Genomic DNA, 18,030 nt, shown 5'->3' on the forward strand with positions numbered 1-18,030 from the left:
GGATAATGCCCCAGCTGAAAACCCCCCTGATTGCCCCGAGCATTCTCAGTGCCGATTTTGCGCGTATGGGTGAAGAGGTCGAGGCCGTGGTGCGCGATGGGGCCGACTGGTTGCATCTCGACGTCATGGATGGGCATTTCGTACCGAACATGACCTTTGGCCCCGGCATGGTCGCCGCCTTGCGCAACCGCACCGACAAACCTTTCGACGTGCATCTCATGATCGAACCCGCCGATGCGTTCATCGCGGCTTTCGCCAAAGCAGGCGCCGACCATATTCATGTTCATGTCGAAAATAATCCGCATGTGCACCGCACGCTTCAGCATATCCGCGCGCTCGGCAAGAAGCCCGGCATTGCTATCTGCCCCGGCACGCCGCCCGAGGCGCTCGACTATCTGCTCGATCTGGTTGACATCATTCTGGTGATGACCGTCAATCCGGGCTTCGGCGGACAGAAATTCCTCGAGAGCCAGGTGCCCAAGATTCGCAAGCTGCGGCAGATGGCCGATGCTACGGGTCGAGACATCCGCATCGGTGTCGATGGCGGCATCGATCTCGCCACGGCGCCGCTGGCAACAGGCGCAGGTGCCGATATGATGGTCGCAGGGACTTCCATCTACGGTCAGGATGATTATGCTGTGGCAATCAATTCTTTGAGACAGGCCGGGAGCCTGTCCTGATCTTCTGACCGAGGGAAATGACGGGCATGTTCGGACGCTGGGCGCGTGAAGCTCGTCTTTCATTAGCCCGGCTTCCATCGAGCGTGCCGGGCATTGCCCGTGCGCCCGATCGTCCCGTCCATGCCATACGCGATATCTGGCCGGGCAACCCCGATCATGGCGCGTTACTGGTCAGCGGTGCGGCCCGTTTCGAGGGGCGCAACATTCCTCTGCGAGCCCATGATTGGGAATATGCCGATCTGGCCCCGGCAATGCGTGACTGGTTGCAGGGCTTCACCTGGCTGCGGGATCTGCGCGCACTTGGCAGTGACGAGGCTCGCCTTTATGCCCGCTCGATCGTCGGAAGCTGGCTCGATCAGCCGCCCATCGATCCTCTGGTGCTCAACGCGCCCACGACAGGGGCGCGGCTTGCCTCGTGGCTGGGTCATTTCGACTTCTTTGCGGCGTCGGCGAGTGAGGCCTTCCGTCAGAGAGTGATGGATCGCCTTCTTGTCGAGGGACGCCTGATTTCCATCATGCTGCCTCTGCCCGAACAGGGATGGCAAAACCTCACAGCGCTGAAGGGGCTGCTTGCGGTCGCGGTGGCGATCCCGTCGCAGACCGGGTTCCTGCAGCGTTTTTATCGCTATCTCGAACAGGAGCTGGATCGTCTGATCCTGCCTGACGGCACGCTGCGCGAACGCAGCCCGCAGGCGCAGATGGAAGCTGCGCGCGAACTGGCCGAAATCAGCGTGTTCATGCGCATGGCGCAGCTCTCGCCCTCCGAGAAAGTACAGAATGTCTTGGCGCGCATCTGCCCCGTTCTGCGTGCCCTGCGCCACGGCGATGGCAGTCTCGCGCTGTTTCACGGCAGCAAGGAGCACGATGACCGGCAGATAGACCGGATCATCCAGTATGGCGCGCGTCAGCGTCTCCTGGCTTCCTCAATGCCCGATGGCGGATTTTGGCGTATTTCCGCAGGCAAGGCCCTGCTGTTTGTCGACGGCACGACCCCGGCTCCGGCGCCTTATGACGGCAATGCCCATGCAGCACCGCTCGCGCTGGAATTCTCTTATGGCAGGCAGCGTCTTTTCGGCAATTGCGGTGCCGCCTCGAGTGGGATGTGGAAAAAGGCCCTGCGCGAAACAGCTGCGCATAGTTCTCTGGTTATTGAAGAGACGTCCTGCTGCGATTTCGCGCCCTCAGGATCGATCGTGCGTCGGCCCGCCCATGTGACGCTTACCCATCAAAGCCAGGATGGCGCACACTGGATCGATGGTCAGCATGACGGCTGGTATCCCGGTTTCGGCGCCAGTTGGCGTCGCCGACTTTATCTTGGACCGACGGGCGAAGACCTGCGTGGCGAGGAATGCGTCGATGGCGAGCGCCGTGTGGCCTTCGCGCTGCGCTTTCATCTTCACCCTTCCGTTCAGGCCGAACTCGCACCCGATGGCGATGAAGTGCTGATGCGTGCCGGTGGCATGATCTGGCGCTTTCGCCAGGAGGGTGGTGCGCTCTCTCTGGAGCGGAGTGTCTACGCAGGCGGTGAAAAGCCGGTTGCGAGCCAGCAGATCGTGATCCGCCCGCAGCCCCTCGAGGCGGCGCAACTTCAATCCGATGGCGATACGGCCACGGTACAGGCTTCAAGTGAAGCTGTCGAAACTGCACAGGCGTCTGAAGGGGAAATGACGACTGGGTCTCGGTTGGGTGCGTCTTCCGAGGCCGAGTCCGATGCGCCGGCAGATTCGCAGCCTCCATCCGGCACGCGCGCCGCTGCGATGCCAGAGGCTTCTCCCAGAAGTGAGCCCCTGTCAGCTCGACAGGTAGTGCAGTGGGTCATGGAGCGTGTGCCGGAATGATGTGGCGCCGCAAGCGGCTTTCGAATCGCGTCGGGGCGACGGACGGTAAACGTATTCTCGAAATCGCGAATGTCGATTTTGCCATGAAGCAGTTCCTCCATCCGCTCATGCAGGAACTGCGTGAAGCCGGACACCACGTCGAAGGAGGCTGTGCGGACGGGCCGCATCTGGCGGCGCTGCGTGATGACGGGTTTGTCGTGCACGCTCTGCCGATGGCCCGATCCTATTCGCCCATCGCCCAGTTCCGGGCGTTGCGTGCGCTGATCCGGCTTATACGGCGGATGCAGCCCGATCTCGTTCACGGCCATATGCCGATCAGCGGCTTGCTGGCGCGTTTGGCGGGCTGGTGGTGCGGGGTGCCGTGCATCGCCTATACCTGCCACGGCTTCCTGTTCAATCAGCCCGGCTCTTTCAAGCGGCGTGTCCTGTCATTCATGCTCGAATGGGGCGCCGGGCAGATCACCGATCGCTACATGACCGTCTCGCACGCAGAGGCGCGCGATGCACGGCGGCTGCATATCCACGCGAGAGCGCAGGGTATCGGCAACGGGCGCGACCCTGCGCGATACAGGCCAGACCCGGGAGCGCGCGCAGAAATACGTCAGGCGCTGGGTCTGCGTGACGATCAGGTCGTGATTATCGCTGTGTCACGCATCGTTCGGCATAAGGGGTATCCCGAATTGCTGCGCGCCATGGAGAGCGTGCCAGACGCTGTCCTGCTGATCGTTGGCGAACGTCTGCCTTCGGATCATGGAGACATGATGGCGCCGGAGTTCGCGCGAGCAGAGAAGGTTCTGGGGCCGCGCCTGAGAGTCCTCGGCTATCGGGACGACACCCAGCGTCTTCTGGCCGCAGCCGATATTTTTACCCTGCCGAGCCATTTCGAGGGGCTGCCGATGTCGGTCATCGAAGCCATGCTGACCGGCCTGCCGGTGGTGGCGACCGATATTCGAGGCCCGGCTGAACAGGTTGTGCAGGGGGAAACAGGCCTTCTCGTGCCACCGGGTCTGGCTGCGCCTCTGGCAAAGGCCTTGACCGAACTGGTTGGAAACCCGGCTTTGCGTCAGGCGATGGGGAAGGAGGCGCGTGCGCGTGCGATGGCGCTTTATGACCAGAAGCACGTGCTTGAGCGCGTGGTCAAGATTTTGGGCTGATCAGAGCCAGCCATTCTGACGGGCGATACGGCTGCTTCGACCCGGTTTCTCGCCCCGATCTTCTGAATGATGTCCGAAAAGCAATTGCGCAGCGTACCGGGCGACAGCTCGAAAAGAGTCGCGATCTGTTCGCTTGAACGCCCGGACTCTACCAGACGCAGAATGGCCCGATCACGCGAATTGAGCGGGTCATGGGCGGCGTCCCAGACCTGTTGCGCCAGAGTGGGGTCGATGGCACGCCCGCCGCGCCCTACATTGCGCAGGGCTTCGGCAAGCTGGACGAGGGGCGCATCTTTCAGGAGATACCCTCTGACACCCGCATTGAGTGCCCGCTTCATATAGCCCGCACGCGCAAAGGTGGTCACGATCACGACGACCGTGTGGGCCTTGGCAGCATGAAGCGTCTCCGCCAGTTCGATTCCGCCGAGCTCAGGCATTTCGATGTCGGTGAGAAGGATATCCGGGCGATGCAGTCGCACCAGCTCGAGCGCCTCACGACCATTGACCGCCTTGCCGACGATCTCGAAATCGGGCTCCAGCGATAACAGGGAGGCAAAGGCATCGAGAAGCATGACCTGATCTTCAGCCAGAACAAGCCGTAGCTTCAGTCTCATGGAGCGTTTCCAAGCGTGATGAGGAGTGTCATGCCGTCGCATCGGGGCTCGATGGAGAGACTGCCATCCAGCTCGACCAGACGGGCGCGCATACCTTCTATACCATTCCCTTCCCGGAATGAAAGTACGAATTCGCTCTCGCTGTTTGGGGATCGGCGATCGTTGATCTCCAGCTCCGCCTGCCCGTGCATGTTATGACCGAAGCGTATGGTGCAGGTTTCTGCCCGAGCATGACGCAGGATATTCGTCAGTGCTTCGCGCAGGACCATCACCAGTACGCCTTCGGATCTCGGGGGCATCATTGCGGTATCGCCGATAAGCGTGACCCCGATCCCTGCTTTTTCAAGGGTGAGACATCCCTCTGTCAGGGCCTGTTTCAGACTGGTCAGGCGTATGGCTGAGACGGCCAGCCGCGTTTTCTCGCCGATTTCGCGTAACTCCCAGGCGGCGCTTTCAGGATTATCCGGCAGGTGCCGCAGGGCGAGATCGGATTTAAGCGCAATGAGCGTCAGGGAATGCCCGAGCGTATCGTGCAAATCGCGTGCGAAACGCTCGCGCTCGGTTATAAGCGTCAGTGCCCTGATCTCCTCCTGCGCGGCGGCCAAGGCTTCGTTCTGCCTGTGCAGATCCATCGACAGCTTGGTCGTGGTTAACGCGCCCAGGGCCACGATGAGGGTGATCAGGCTGCCGATCAATCCCTGATCGAAACGCCAGCTCAGCAAGCCGTAAGCGGCAAGAATGGGGGCAAGGGAGGCAAATCGTGAAACGCGCGAGCGTATGGCTCCACATGTGGCCGCAGCGAGATGAAGAAGATCCCCCAATATCCCCCGAAGGGATGAGCCCAGTGCCGATCAGGGCATAGACACCTGCCCGCAGACCCAGCGTAAGAGCGAAGCGCCCCGGCAGCAAAGGCAGGGTCAGAAAAATACCGGCACCGGCCAGGAAGGCGATGACGGCAAGCGGTGTCGTGCCCTGCGCGAGCCAGGGCAAGGGATAGAGCAGAAGATAAAAGGCAAAGCTGAAGCGGCGCACCAGCGCCGCTCGTGTGGGGCTTCGCGCACCGTTCATGAGAGGGCCTGCGCGTCAGGCAACTCTGCACAAACGGTCGCAGGAGATGTCTCATCAGCCGTCTGGGGCGGCAGGCTGCGCATGAGGCGCAGCGCGGCACCCAGCCAGCAGGCCGTTGCCGTACCGAGGCCTGCGACCAGCAGGTGCAAGGGTTGGGGCAGTGCCAGTGAAACCAGCGTGACGAGCAGAATGGCGAGCCCTGTGCCGATATGCACGGGTTCCTTCATCGCCCGACCCAGCGGCAGGTAGGAGGCACCGATCACGAGCCCCGCGACGAGAAGCATGAGGTCTGGCCGATGCATGATCGACAACCCGGTGCCCGCCGCCAAAAGCAGAATGACACGCGCGCGCCGCGTGCGGGCCGCGAGAATACGGTCGATGACAAATTCCGGCCGCCCCTGACCGAGATCGCGGGTCAGAAAACCCCAGGCGAGTGGAAGGGTAATGGTGGCAAGCAGGGCGGAGCATACCCAGAGCGGCCAATGCAGCACCGCAAGGCCACGCATTCCCCAGGCGGCCGCAAAGGCGAGGCCGCGAGATCGGTCAGGGCATAGCGCCAGTATTGCGGGCTTTTGAAGAAGGTACCCATCTTTCGTTCTCCCATAATCGTCGTGTCCTGAGCGCGATCATGGGAGAAGTTTCGATTCGGCAATAGTGCGTTGCGTCATCCCTGCGGCGTGACGCATCATGACAGGAAGGTCATGTTCCTCGGTAACGATCTATACGGGCAGCGCGTTGTCAGGCTGCCCAGAGCGGACGGGCGTTTGCGTCGGGTTTCAGACCGGACGCAGAAGAAGATGGCGCTTCTTGCCGGAAGAAAGCTTGAGAACGCCCTCGACAAGATCATCCGGGGTGATGACGCGGTTTTCGTCCTGTATCGGCTCGTCGTTCAGGCGGGCGCCCCCGCCACGGATCAGGCGTCGTGCCTCGCTATTGGTCGTTACCAGCCTGAGTCGCCGAAAAGCCTGAATGCAGGAATGCCAGCTTCGAGCTCGGCTATCGGCAGATCTCGCGAAGGAAGATCGACGGCGAGACCGCCGGTCTCGAAGGCCTGGCGAGCGGTCTCAGCGGCCGCCTCTGCCGCCTCGCGACCGTGGCAGATAGCGGTCGCCTCGGTTGCCAGAATTTTCTTGGCCTCGTTGATGGCAGCTCCTTCGAGGGCGCCGAGGCGCTCGCATTCCTCGACCGGCAGATCGGTGAAGAATTTGAGGAAACGCCCCACATCGGCATCCTCGGTGTTGCGCCAGAACTGCCAGTACTCGAATACTGGCAGTTTCTCGGCGCTCACCCAGGTTGCGCCATTGGCCGATTTCCCCATTTTCGCGCCGGAGGCGGTGGTAACGAGCGGGGTCGTCAGACCGAAAACTTGTTTCGCATCGGTGCGTCGCGCCAGATCGATGCCGGCCACGATATTACCCCACTGATCCGAACCGCCCATCTGCAACACCGCCCCGTGGCGGCGATTCAGCTCGCGGAAATCATAGGATTGCAAAATCGAATAGTTGAATTCCAGAAAGGTCAGACCCTGCTCGCGGTCGAGGCGCTGCTTGACGCTTTCGAAAGACAGCATGCGGCTGATCGAGAAATGCACGCCAACATCCTGCAACAGCTCGATATAAGAGAGCCGGTCAAGCCATTCAGCATTATTGGCCAGCATCGCATCGCTGGTGCCGGCGCCGAAGCTCAGGAACTGGCGTAGGCTGATCTCGATGCCGGCCAGATTCTGTGCGAGCTTCTCCGGGCTCATCAGGCGCGCGCCTCGTCGCGAAAAGACGGGTCGCCGATTTTTGCCGTACCCCCGCCCATCAGCGCGATCGGGCGATGGCCATGTCGCTGCATCAGGCGCAGCATCATGATGGAGAGCGCATTGCCGACATGAAGCGAGTCCGCTGTCGGATCGAAGCCGATATAGCCCGTGACCGGCCCGGCGCACATTGCGTCATCGAGAGCAGCAAGGTCGGTGCATTGGAAAATATAGCCCCGAGCGTCAGCCTCTTTCAGAAAAGGACTTTTCAGCGCGTGCTCTGCCATATCGGTCTATCCACTATCAGTCGGGTTGAGGCGGGGGTCGTAGCATGAAAATAGCGCGAAGCCGACCATAGCCATCGGAAAGCCATGAGAAACCAGCCCGAATCCCAATAAAAAAGGCGGGGAAGAGCCCCCGCCTTTCATCAAAGCTGCACCTTCAGGTGCAGATCAGTCAGCAGCAATCGCGAGAACGCGGCGATTGCGCATGACCGTCACATGATCTTCGAGCGCGGAGGCGACTTTCTCGGCCTCGCTCGCGAAAATATGGTTGGCGCCTTCGAAGATGCGATAATCGACTTCGACATTCTTCTGCGTGTTCAGCTTGTCCACCAGCTTGCGGATGCCGGGCTCGGGAGCCATGTCGTCCTTGTCGCCAGCGATCATCAGCCCGCCGCAGGGGCAAGGCGCCAGAAAGCCGAAATCATAGTCGTTGGCCGGGGGCGCAACGCTGATCCAGCCGCTGATTTCCGGGCGGCGCATCAGAAGCTGCATGCCGACGAAAGCACCGAAGGAATAGCCCGCAATCCAGAGCTCGCTGGAATTCGGGTTGACCATCTGCATCCAGTCGAGCGCGGCGGCCGCATCGGAGATCTCGCCGATTCCGCCATCATAGCGCCCCTGCGAGCGGCCGACGCCACGCGAGTTGTAGCGCATGACCGAAAAACCCATTTTTTCGAACGACCGATACATCGTGTAGGTGATGCGGTTGTTCATGGTGCCGCCGTGAAGCGGATGCGGATGCAGGACCAGAGCGAGCGGCGCATTCGGCTCGTCGGAATGGTGGTAGCGACCCTCCAACCGGCCATCGGGGCCGGCGAACATGACTTCAGGCATCAGAATGCTTCCGAATTAACCTCTTGCCGACGGTTGATGGCCGGGAGAGGAATGTGTTTTTATTATGAGAAATGAACCTGATCGCGCGGGGCTTGCACGAGACGGGGCAGAAGGCCCTGTGCGAAGCGGTTCATGATGAACGGCGCGGAAGCGTCAGCCGTATTGTACCGTGTGAACGGTTACCAGGCGAGCGGCTGGTCGAGGGTGAAAACCACGAAGGGATTCGACAGGCGTTGAAACGCACATGGACAAGCTCCTCGACGGTGAGAGAATATCAAGCCGATATTCCCTGACGCGACGCGGACATTTTCCGGGGGGTAAAACCGACCACCGAAAATGACCGCCACGCCATCATTGGCGCAGTGTATAACGAGGCTGAAGGGTAAAATTCCACAGAAATCGTCAAGAGGCGCGATTTCACCTGCGTGAGGTTTTGACTTGCGCTTGCCCGGTGCAAACCGATTTATAGGCGCATGACCGTTTATCTTGACGCGAATGCTACCGAAATTCTGCGCGATGGCGCCCTGGCAGCGGTGCTTGATGCTGTCCGCCTCGCGGGCAATCCGTCATCGGTCCATGGACCGGGACGTGAAGCGCGACGCCTGCTCGAAGCCGCCCGGGAGACCGTCGGCCGCTTCTGGAAAGCCGGGCCTGAACAGGTTGTTTTCACATCCGGCGGCACAGAGGCCAACGCGTTGGCAATTCATGCTTTTGGCGAGGGGCGACGCCTGCTGATCGGTGCAACAGAACACGATGCAGTGCGCCTGGCGTCGCGTGATCATGACGTTCTGCCAGTGCTGCCCGATGGCAGTCTGTGTCTTCAGGCGCTCGAAACGGCCCTCCAGCAGGACGGCCCGGCGCTCGTCTGTGCCATGGCGGCCAATAACGAGACCGGTATTCTGCATCCCATCGAGTCCATCAGAATCCTCTGCGCGCAGTATGGCGCGCTGCTGCATGTCGATGCGGTGCAGGTGGCAGGGCGCCATGTCGCCGGTGAGGCAAGGCTCACAGTCGAAGGCCTGACCAGCCTTGCTATTTCCGGGCACAAGGCAGGCGGGATCAAAGGAGCAGGGGCGCTCGTGCTCGGTGCCGAGGGACATGTCGCCCCCATGCTGCGTGGCGGCGGTCAGGAGCGTGGGCGACGCGGGGGCACGCAGGCCTTGCCTGCCATTGCTCCATGGCGGCTGCGTTCGACTTGTCAGCCGCACAGGACTGGGCGCCCATCGCCGCTCTGCGTGACCGTATCGATGGAGCAGCCCTCGCTTGCGGAGCATGATAACGGGCGGCGGCCATGGCCCGCGCCTGCCCAATACGACATCGCTGATCCTGCATGGTGTCTCGGCTCAGACGCAGCTCATGATGCTCGACCTTGCGGGGTATGCGGTCTCGACCGGCTCGGCCTGTTCGTCGGGCAAGGTATCGGCGTCCCATGTGCTTCAGGCCATGGGTCTGGGTGACGATGCAGCCTGTGCCATCAGGGTTTCCCTTCCCTGGAATGTGACAGAAAGCCAGATCGAGGGGTTTATTCTGGCCTATCGGGGCATGGCGGAGCGCCTTGGGAAAAAAGCGGCATGATCTATCTCGATAATCAGGCCACGACGCGCTGCGATCCTGACGTGGTGTCGGCCATGCTGCCCTGGTTCAGCGAGCATTACGGCAACCCGCATAGTGAGGGACACAAGGCGGGTGATTTGGCCGCCGAGGCGGTCGAAACGGCCCGTGCTGCCGTCGCGTCGCTGATCGGCGCGTCGTCGAGAGAGATCGTTTTTACCTCCGGTGCGACCGAGGCCAACAACCTCGCCATCAAGGGGGCAGCGCGTCATCTCGCACGTCAGGATAGCGCCCGTCGCCGGGTGATTACGGTGGCTACCGAGCATAAATGCGTGCTGGAATCGGTGCGCGACCTCTCGGCAGAAGGTTTCGAGCCGGTCATCCTGCCGGTTTCCCGCGACGGGATTGTGAGCGCCGATGACCTCTCTCGCGCGCTCGAAGTGCCGACGGCGCTCGTCAGTATCATGAGCGTCAATAACGAGACCGGGGTGATTCAGGATATCGCGGCCCTCTCCGCACTGGCCCGTCAGGCCGGGGCATTGTTCCATACCGATGCGGCTCAGGCAGCCGGGAAAATCCGGCTTTCCTGCGCATCTGTCGATCTGATGTCGCTTTCGGCTCATAAATTCTACGGTCCGAAAGGCGTCGGGGCGCTTTACGTCCGTCATAAGCCGCGTGCGCGCCTGCAACCGCTTTTTTCCGGCGGTGGTCAGGAGCGCGGGTTCCGATCCGGCACATTGCCGACCCCTTTGATCGTGGGGTTCGGTGAGGCGGCCTGTCTGGCTCAAAGCGCGTTGCCGGGGGAAACTGCACGGCTTGAGGGCCTCAGGGCGCAGTTGCTCGCGGAGCTCGAAGCCCTGTTTCCCGGCCTTGCGGTCAATGGCGCGCAGGCGCCGCGCATAGCAGGTGCGCTCAACCTGATGTTCCCACCTGGCTATGCGGCGCGCGACGTGATGGCGGCACTGCCTGACATCGCCGTTTCCACGGGCTCCGCGTGCAGCTCTGCCGAGATCACCCCGTCTTATGTGCTGACCGCTATGGGGCTGGATGCAAAAGACGCTGCACGATGCTTGCGTCTGTCGGTCGGACGCTTTACCTCCACGCCCGAGATCGTGCAGGCCCTCGACGCATTCGGGGTGGCGGCACGCGAGGCCCGTCGCGCCTCGTAACGAAGAAGCAGGGTAAGAAGAACATGCCTCATATGATTTTCGTCGAGCAGGACGGCACCCGCAAGGAAGTCGATGCCCCGATCGGCCTGTCCGTGCTCGAAATCGCGCACAAGCACGATATCGAGCTTGAAGGTGCTTGCGAAGCTCGCTGGCCTGCGCCACCTGCCATGTGGTGGTTGATCCGCAATGGGCCGAAAAGCTCTCCGCCCCGACGGATGACGAAGAAGATATGCTCGATCTGGCTTTCGGGCTCGAAAAGACTTCCCGTCTGGGCTGCCAGATCGTTATGACGGAAGCACTGGATGGTCTGGTGGTGCGTCTGCCCAAGGCGTCCTAAACACCGGCGCGTCGTCTATCGGGGTTCGCCCCTTCTTCAGACAATAGAGAGATCTCATGCGTATCCTAGTTGCCATGTCGGGAGGCGTGGACAGTTCCGTTGTGGCCGCGACCCTGAAACAGGAAGGGCATGAGGTCATCGGCGCCACGTTGCAGCTTTACGATCACGGCCAGGCGGTCTCCAAGCCGGGTGCCTGCTGCGCCGGTCGCGATATTCTCGATGCGCGCGCCGTGGCCGACAGGCTCGATATCCCGCATTACGTGATCGACGCCGAAGAGCGTTTTCGCAGCAGCGTCATGGCGAGCTTTGCCGATAGCTATGCGCGTGGCGAGACCCCGGTACCTTGCGTTGCCTGTAATCAGGGGGTGAAATTCACCGACCTGCTTAGCATGGCGCGTGATCTGGGCTGCGAGGCCATGGCGACCGGCCATTATGTGCGTCGTGTCGAGGGCGTGGGGCGCGCAGAGCTGCATCGCCCCGCCGATCTGTCTCGTGACCAGTCATGGTTTCTTTTTGCAACCACGCAAGACCAGCTCGACTACCTCCGCTTTCCGCTCGGTGATATGCCGAACAAGGACGCCGTGCGTCAGAAGGCGCAGGAATTCGGTCTGGCTATCGCGGCCAAACCGGATAGTCAGGATATCTGCTTCGTACCGTCTGGCACCTATGCCTCCGTCGTCGAGAAGCTCCGTCCCGAGACCAATGGCGTGGGCGAGATCGTTGATGAGACCGGCCGTGTGCTCGGTCAGCATGAGGGTATCGCCCGTTATACGGTCGGTCAGAGCAAGCGTCTCGGCGATATTCACACCAAGGACGGGCGCCGCCAGATTGTGAAGCGGATCGACGCCACGACGCGTCGTATTATCGTTGGCCCCAAGGAAAATGCCGGGCGGCTTGAGTTTGCCCTGCGTGACATGAACTGGCTGATCGAGGTGCCGCCAGAGGGTGTGCGCTGCCATGTTCAGATCAGGCGCGCGAGGTCTCGCGTGAGGCCTGGGTGTATCCGCTTGAAGATGGCGCGAGGGTGGTGTTGGATGAGGCCGCCATGCCCGCGCCGGGTCAGGCCTGCGTGCTTTATCAGGGGAGCAGGGTTCTGGGTGGGGGCTTCATTCTTTCCTGAGAAGGAATTCCTGCCTTGGATCGTCTCGTTATTGGCACGCGCCGCTATTCTTCGTGGTCTCTCCGAGGCTGGCTGGCCGTGCGCTGCGCCGGTCTCGACGTACCCGATGAGGTTATTGCCCTGCGTGGCGCCGGGCAGACAGCGAGATTCATGTCGTCTCGCCCAACGCCATGGTGCCCTATCTCGAACATCAGGGTGCGAAAATCTGGGAAAGCCTCGCGATCTGCGAATATTGCGCCGAAATTGCGCCGTCACTCTGGCCGGGCGAACGGATTGCCCGTGCAGCGGCGCGCAGCATCGCCTCGGAAATGCACGCGGGTTTCAGGGCAGTGCGGCAGGCCTTGCCCATGAATCTGGGTCGTGAGGCGCGTCCGCTTACGGTCATGCCGGATGAGGCGCAAAGAGAGATAGAGACGATCGATCGCCTCTGGAGCGCAACGCGCGCGCAGTTCGGCGCCTCCGGCCCTTATCTGTTCGGTACCAATTTCACCAATGTCGATATCATGTTCGCCCCGGTCGTGTCGCGCTTCACGTCCTATGGGGTTGCGCTCTCGCCCATTGCGGATGCGTATCGCGCGGCCGTGCTCGATCACCCCCTGATGCGGGAATGGCAGCGTCTTGCCGCGCTCGAGCCAGTCGAGTGGCAGCTCGAACGTTATGAGAGCGTCGCCTGATTTTTGCAGGCCGCGGGGCGGATTTGCGGTTTTGATGGTGCGTGCGTGGCCGGGGTTCAGGGACGAGGCCCCGGTTTCAGGCCGCCAACCCGCGTTGCCACAGCGCGGCGTCAGGCTTTCATGGTCATACGCGTGGTATTGGGAAATGCGGATCAGTAAAGCGATCTCGTCCAGCTTCTTGCGAGACCGCAACAAAGACTTTGCGGTTACGATGTGGGATTATTGTTCCTTCGAGTAATAAAGCAGCATCGAAATCTATGTGATGTTTTTATTGCAGTTGTCGATTTTATAAAGTTTCTTGATTTAGTCACTGTCTAGCAGTGCGATTTTTTCAATTCGGACTTGGCGAACGTTGCGGGCCCGGCTATAAGCCGCGCCAAACGAGCCATGCCGACATGCTCAGGATACGGGTTCGGCCCAAGTTCCCATCCAGAAGGCAATGCGGAGCGGCGCGGCCCAAGCGACTTGCGTTAAGGACAGACGTGCATGATCACGCTCCCACCGGATTATCGGCCCTCTGACGAAGAAGAGTTCATGAATCCGCTTCATGTGGAGTTCTTCAGACAGAAGTTGCTCCGCTGGCGCAATGATTTGCTCAAGGAAGCCAATCTGACGCTTGCGAGTCTTTCCGAAGGCGGCATTCATGAAGCCGATGTGACCGACCGTGCCAGCGTCGAGACGGATCGCGCTCTTGAGCTGCGCACGCGTGACCGCGCCCGCAAGCTGATCGGCAAGATCAACCTGGCTCTTCAGCGTGTCGAGAACGGGTCTTACGGTTATTGTGAGGAAACGGGCGAGCCTATCGGTCTCAAGCGTCTCGAAGCCCGTCCTATCGCCACCATGTCGATCGAGGCGCAGGAGCGTCATGAGCGCATGGAAAAAATTCACCGCGACGACTGATTCTTTTGCAAAAAAAGCGCTTTCGGGGCTTGCAGCTTTCGGGCTGAGAAGCTACGAAGCGCTCCAGTTGCTGCTGTAGCTCAGTGGTAGAGCACTCCCTTGGTAAGGGAGAGGTCGCGAGTTCAATCCTCGCTAGCAGCACCATGATTTTCCTGACAATCCGAGAAAAGTGCAAAAGCAGTTCCTCGTTCAATTGGACGGGAAAACGCAGCACCGTCTGCCGCTCGGTTTAGCTGATCTCACGCTACCGGGCTCGCTTAATACCTCCCCATAACGTCAAGCCGTCAACGCAAGCCGGGCGATCATGCCTGATCGCGTCTCGTTCTCTTCCTTGGCGCGCCTGTCCAGGCGAGCAGGATGCGGCGCGGGAGAGTGATATTGATCCGCTCGGCCGACTCATCGAAGAGCGCCGGATTAACGGCCGCGAAGCCCCAGATCCAGCCTGATCCGCTCCACTCGCTATCAGTCCGAAGCTGGTCGAGCGGGGAAGGGCGGGGCACGCTTTGGCCGCTTTCGATGGCGTTCTCAATCCATAGTGTGATGGCCTCAGCAGCGCCGCTCACGGCCTCATCGAAGGTATCGCCCGCCGAGAAGCAGCCCGGCAGATCAGGCACAATCACTCCGAACGCCTGGATTTCCGAGCCTGTCTCGATAACGATGGGGTAGTTCACTGGTCTTCTCCGTTGCCGGGCTATTTCAGCCCGGCTTGTTTGCGTACTGCGTGGATGAGGCCCTTGCCGAGTTCCTTTTTAGGATGGGGGACTGGGATTGAATGTCCGTGGTCCTTGTGGCGGAATATATGATGTGAGCTTCGGCATCTTGTTTCTTCCCATCCTGCCTTATTCAGCTCTTGGATCAGTTCGGCACTGTTTATACGTTTTCATACACATGGTAAGTATGATCTTCGTAAAAAGTGTGTCTGGGATGTATCAGACAAAAGAAAGCCGCGACGGTTTCGCGCACCTCAGAACTTTGAAAAGCAGGCAGGAGTGACATTGAAATGACCAGCTACATTGCCCTCATCCACAAAGACCCCGAAGGCGATTTCGGGGTGAGTTTCCCGGATTTTCCGGGTTGCACCACGGTCGGGCGATCTTTGGAAGAAGCCCGCATCCTCGCGCAGGAGGCTCTCGAATTTCACATTGAGGGGATGAACGAAGACGGCGCTGCTTTGCCCGCACCTTCGTCGCTCGATGCCATTATGCAAAACCCTGATTTTGCCGATGGCGTTGCCTTTCCTGTGACCGTTCGCACGCCCAAGGCATGATGCGCGTCAACGTGACGCTTGACGAGAGCCTTCTTGAAGCGATCGCCGGAGTAAGCCGCAACCGTTTCAAATTTCTCGCCGAGGCGGCCTGGGAAAAGATCGAACGACAGAACGCCGCTGAATGAAATCAGCGGTTCTGCATTATTCCTATTTCGTTCGCCTCATGACGCAGCTTGGATCGTGCCGTCCTGCCCTAGATGAATAACTCGCCGCAATGCCCGCCACGGCTCGTGGCAAAGGGGGGTTTTCGGGCTACAGCCCGGCGCCATAAGCACTTAGGCGGGGAAGCTCATTATCGAGACGCGTTCCGACATCGCGCATTGCAGGGTGAAAGACATTGACGAGCGCCTGAGATGCAAATCCTTCACCAAGCCGCTTAGCGATGTGTCACTTTCTGACGTCTCAGAACGTGGCCCTTTTGTAGGTGGGTGGCGCTGGCCCTTGATACGTCTCAAGCGCATTGAGTGGTGAGTGTGTTGAACTGCATAGCAAAACGGCAGAACTGAGCCGTAACCGGCTTTGAGTTTCTAATTGACGCAGCATTAGACAAGATCGAGCGTCATAATGCTGCCGAGTAGATATTGACGGGTGGCTGGATGGGGAATCGCCCTACCAGTTTACCAGGTGATGCGCGATGGAAGGCGAAGACCCGTGGTCTCATCCTTCCGCCACCAACACACCGCCCTCATTTGGAGCAAAATTGCAGATCAGAAATCCTGAAGAGCGATGCGGCGCCAATGATTCGGCGATGTGCAGACATAATGATAGTTCTGATCATCCTGTGACTGGCCAGGGTCGCAAGGCGCGGAGGAGCTAGCCGGAGTGGCTAACGTCCCAATCACAGAATCTATGCGAAGGTAACTCCATCCACCCTTGCTATTACTGATACGCAATGTGGGTGCTTTCTGCACGGACGATACATCGCCATAAGCAAACACAGATGGTGCGTCGCTTGCCGCAGGCTTGAAAACCAATGATCTACCGGAGTTTATATTGATATTCCCTTCAAATGTTGCGCCACCGCTCGAGTTGATTTCACCCTTAATTTTAATCCCGTTTTGGGCTGCGAGTGTGCCACTGGTGGAAGTGTCTCCCCACTCGTTCACGGTCAAGCATGCGGTGCCATTTGAGCTGTTGCCGAAGAACTTGCTGGCATTGATGCCGCATAGGGCAACGCCGTTTTTTGACCATGCCGGATTGAATGCAAGCGCGGCTTCGAAATTGCCGTCAATGGTATACTTGCTGGCAGACTGTCTCGGGCCGAACCAGTAGGATACATCTTGTGCAGAAGCGGCATCGGCCTGCGTCAGAGAGTTATGTTTGTCTGACACGCCGTCGATCTGCGACCATAGTTTGACGCTCTCGATATAACCTACCCCTGCGCTCGGCTCCTGCCACCACTCTGCCAGAGCCTTTTGGTTACCCAAGGCAGGAACCGCGCCGATGCGGCTTCCCGTGACGTATTCATCTCCGTCAATGTCGATACCATTCGAACCCAGCCATACTCTCATTCCAGTAGGCCAAGCACCAGCAACGGCCATGCCGTAGCTGTCATCACTTGGAATATTTCCAGCCAAGCCTATCGTCAGCCCGTGCATTGTCGCGCCGTAATCGGGGCCGTAGTACCAGTTGTCGAGCTCTTCATCGCACTTACGCGATGGGCCGAAAGCTGCAGAGCCACTACCGTCCGTCCCATAATTGGCGTTCACTAAGCATGCGGTGTTTCGCGTGAAATGCTTCGTATACACACCGAAAAGTAGCGCCGGCGATTTCAGTTGGCTATATTCGGCCTTATCTAGGGCGTCTGTACGCTGATCACTGCTCGGCATGCCCAAAGAGGGAACATGCCCGTCAGGTACGGGAGCACCGTTGATGGGTTGCCACTGTCCGCCCATGTAAAATTTGGTGAAGCTTCCGTCAGCGTCAGTTCCGCTTTCTGAACTGATATAGGTATTTCCGTAAAATTGCTGATCCTGATTGCGATGCTTTGGATCGCCCGAGAGGCTGACGCCGGAGAAGAGTGTCGATCCCGCCACAATGTTGGTCATGACATGCATGTCAGGGTGCATTTGTTGCAGATAAGATGATGGGAGGCTGGTCGGACGATCGCCCCTCGCGCCGTAAAGGTCACAGCGTGAGTTTTACCATTCTCGTCAGGGATATCTGCGCCCGTCATGTACCAAGGCGGGTTATTGGTTGCCAGCAAGAATTGGGTCACCGCATCCCAGCCACCTGCGCCACAATTGACGGCTGTTCCGGGGGCCGCAGTCATAGATATTGACTGAACGCACCCGCCCTTGTCTCCAACACCGTAAGGCAAAGCATAAAATTTGGAGAAGATGCTATCATAAAATTGATGGCCGCCGAATGACGCCATATGATCGGCAACCTGAACATTCATATCAACATGAGGTGTCTCCAGTGTGATACGTGGGCCGCCCATATGGCCCGGAGCACCAGTCCAGCCAGTCCATGACCATCTGGGAGAAAGGGGCATATTTCCAGAATCAACCGACTGCCGTGCGGAGACATTGTCGTTTTTAACCGTAGCGGTAACGGCTCCAGATGCGTTTAATCCAGCCACGCCACCCGGTTGGTTGACCTGTGATTGGGTGATGTATTGATTGGACTGCGCTCGAGCGTATGGAGCAGTCAGCCCGGTGGTCAGGCAAAGGACAAATAAATAGCTTTTTTTCATTGTTTTTATCCTTACTGGAACGATGAAATCTTAATATATTTTTCGGAACAAATCAAGAACAAGCCCAGGTAGCGGTGCGGATGTTTCGACAAGCCCTT

General features: G+C 59.5%; 15 protein-coding genes, 1 tRNA gene and 5 pseudogenes. 12 read left to right on the forward strand and 9 right to left on the reverse strand.

Going from position 1 to position 18,030, the window contains the following annotated elements; all coding sequences use genetic code 11:
* Window positions 1–5 precede the first annotated feature (5 nt).
* From rpe to JCM25414_RS09395, 3 genes are read left to right on the forward strand one after another with little or no spacing between them, the layout of a single operon-like run.
* Window positions 6–680 (forward strand): ribulose-phosphate 3-epimerase, encoded by a 675-nt coding sequence (rpe, locus tag JCM25414_RS09385; protein WP_025841472.1) that lies wholly within the window; start codon window positions 6–8, stop codon window positions 678–680.
* 26 nt (window positions 681–706) lie between these two features.
* Entirely contained in the window at window positions 707–2,518 is a 1,812-nt protein-coding gene (locus JCM25414_RS09390) for a heparinase II/III family protein (protein WP_035443088.1), read from the forward strand.
* Window positions 2,515–3,672, forward strand: coding sequence for a glycosyltransferase family 4 protein (locus JCM25414_RS09395; RefSeq protein WP_242403477.1), 1,158 nt, complete (start codon window positions 2,515–2,517; stop codon window positions 3,670–3,672). The genes JCM25414_RS09390 and JCM25414_RS09395 overlap by 4 nt, the downstream gene beginning before the upstream one ends.
* Here the strand turns inward: JCM25414_RS09395 and JCM25414_RS18850 are convergent.
* From JCM25414_RS18850 to JCM25414_RS09420, 5 genes and pseudogenes are all read right to left on the reverse strand, one after another.
* On the reverse strand, window positions 3,624–4,286 hold the full coding sequence (locus tag JCM25414_RS18850) for a response regulator transcription factor (protein ID WP_148301030.1): 663 nt from the start codon (window positions 4,284–4,286) through the stop codon (window positions 3,624–3,626). The two genes, JCM25414_RS09395 and JCM25414_RS18850, sit on opposite strands and share 49 nt — an antisense overlap.
* On the reverse strand, window positions 4,283–5,107 hold the full coding sequence (locus JCM25414_RS09405) for a sensor histidine kinase (protein WP_025841475.1): 825 nt from the start codon (window positions 5,105–5,107) through the stop codon (window positions 4,283–4,285). Before JCM25414_RS09405 ends, JCM25414_RS18850 begins: the two co-directional genes overlap by 4 nt.
* Window positions 5,108–5,350: 243 nt before the next feature.
* On the reverse strand, window positions 5,351–5,860 hold the full coding sequence (locus JCM25414_RS18855; protein ID WP_025841476.1) for a hypothetical protein: 510 nt from the start codon (window positions 5,858–5,860) through the stop codon (window positions 5,351–5,353).
* A gap of 270 nt (window positions 5,861–6,130) precedes the next feature.
* Window positions 6,131–7,385 (reverse strand): annotated as a pseudogene (tyrS, locus tag JCM25414_RS18860) (tyrosine--tRNA ligase).
* 165 nt (window positions 7,386–7,550) lie between these two features.
* The gene (locus JCM25414_RS09420; RefSeq protein WP_025841477.1) at window positions 7,551–8,216 is read right to left on the reverse strand and encodes an alpha/beta hydrolase; all 666 of its coding nucleotides are present in this window, start codon (window positions 8,214–8,216) and stop codon (window positions 7,551–7,553) included.
* A 473-nt stretch (window positions 8,217–8,689) separates the two neighbouring features.
* Here JCM25414_RS09420 and JCM25414_RS18865 point away from each other — a divergent pair.
* From JCM25414_RS18865 to JCM25414_RS09455, 7 genes and pseudogenes are all read left to right on the forward strand, one after another.
* Window positions 8,690–9,791: pseudogene (locus JCM25414_RS18865) on the forward strand (cysteine desulfurase family protein).
* Window positions 9,788–10,936, forward strand: coding sequence for a cysteine desulfurase family protein (locus JCM25414_RS09430; protein WP_025841478.1), 1,149 nt, complete (start codon window positions 9,788–9,790; stop codon window positions 10,934–10,936). Before JCM25414_RS18865 ends, JCM25414_RS09430 begins: the two are co-directional and overlap by 4 nt.
* A gap of 23 nt (window positions 10,937–10,959) precedes the next feature.
* Window positions 10,960–11,273 (forward strand): annotated as a pseudogene (locus JCM25414_RS18875) (ferredoxin family 2Fe-2S iron-sulfur cluster binding protein).
* 56 nt (window positions 11,274–11,329) lie between these two features.
* A pseudogene (mnmA, locus tag JCM25414_RS18880) lies at window positions 11,330–12,393 on the forward strand (tRNA 2-thiouridine(34) synthase MnmA).
* Between the two features lie 6 nt (window positions 12,394–12,399).
* Window positions 12,400–13,067: pseudogene (locus JCM25414_RS18885) on the forward strand (glutathione S-transferase family protein).
* 486 nt (window positions 13,068–13,553) lie between these two features.
* Window positions 13,554–13,967, forward strand: a complete 414-nt coding sequence (dksA, locus tag JCM25414_RS09450; RefSeq protein WP_025841479.1) for an RNA polymerase-binding protein DksA — start codon at window positions 13,554–13,556, stop codon at window positions 13,965–13,967.
* A gap of 69 nt (window positions 13,968–14,036) precedes the next feature.
* A tRNA-Thr gene (locus JCM25414_RS09455) sits at window positions 14,037–14,111 on the forward strand.
* Between the two features lie 158 nt (window positions 14,112–14,269).
* Here JCM25414_RS09455 and JCM25414_RS18890 read toward each other — a convergent pair.
* Window positions 14,270–14,638 (reverse strand): type II toxin-antitoxin system HicB family antitoxin, encoded by a 369-nt coding sequence (locus JCM25414_RS18890; RefSeq protein ID WP_304488826.1) that lies wholly within the window; start codon window positions 14,636–14,638, stop codon window positions 14,270–14,272.
* Between the two features lie 20 nt (window positions 14,639–14,658).
* Window positions 14,659–14,841, reverse strand: a complete 183-nt coding sequence (locus tag JCM25414_RS22465; RefSeq protein ID WP_081775871.1) for a type II toxin-antitoxin system HicA family toxin — start codon at window positions 14,839–14,841, stop codon at window positions 14,659–14,661.
* A 126-nt stretch (window positions 14,842–14,967) separates the two neighbouring features.
* On the opposite strand from JCM25414_RS22465, the gene JCM25414_RS18895 reads away from it, so the two are divergent.
* Together JCM25414_RS18895 and JCM25414_RS26040 are read left to right on the forward strand one after the other, a co-directional pair.
* On the forward strand, window positions 14,968–15,234 hold the full coding sequence (locus JCM25414_RS18895) for a type II toxin-antitoxin system HicB family antitoxin (protein WP_199897615.1): 267 nt from the start codon (window positions 14,968–14,970) through the stop codon (window positions 15,232–15,234).
* On the forward strand, window positions 15,231–15,359 hold the full coding sequence (locus tag JCM25414_RS26040; protein ID WP_277911181.1) for a hypothetical protein: 129 nt from the start codon (window positions 15,231–15,233) through the stop codon (window positions 15,357–15,359). The genes JCM25414_RS18895 and JCM25414_RS26040 overlap by 4 nt, the downstream gene beginning before the upstream one ends.
* Before the next feature lie 582 nt (window positions 15,360–15,941).
* Here JCM25414_RS26040 and JCM25414_RS09470 read toward each other — a convergent pair.
* Window positions 15,942–17,291, reverse strand: coding sequence for a hypothetical protein (locus JCM25414_RS09470; protein WP_025841480.1), 1,350 nt, complete (start codon window positions 17,289–17,291; stop codon window positions 15,942–15,944).
* On the reverse strand, window positions 17,279–17,932 hold the full coding sequence (locus JCM25414_RS23020; RefSeq protein WP_148301033.1) for a hypothetical protein: 654 nt from the start codon (window positions 17,930–17,932) through the stop codon (window positions 17,279–17,281). The genes JCM25414_RS09470 and JCM25414_RS23020 overlap by 13 nt, the downstream gene beginning before the upstream one ends.
* Window positions 17,933–18,030 lie beyond the last annotated feature (98 nt).

The sequence above is a fragment of the Asaia platycodi JCM 25414 genome (genome assembly GCF_000614545.1).
Taxonomy (GTDB): Bacteria; Pseudomonadota; Alphaproteobacteria; order Acetobacterales; family Acetobacteraceae; genus Asaia; species Asaia platycodi.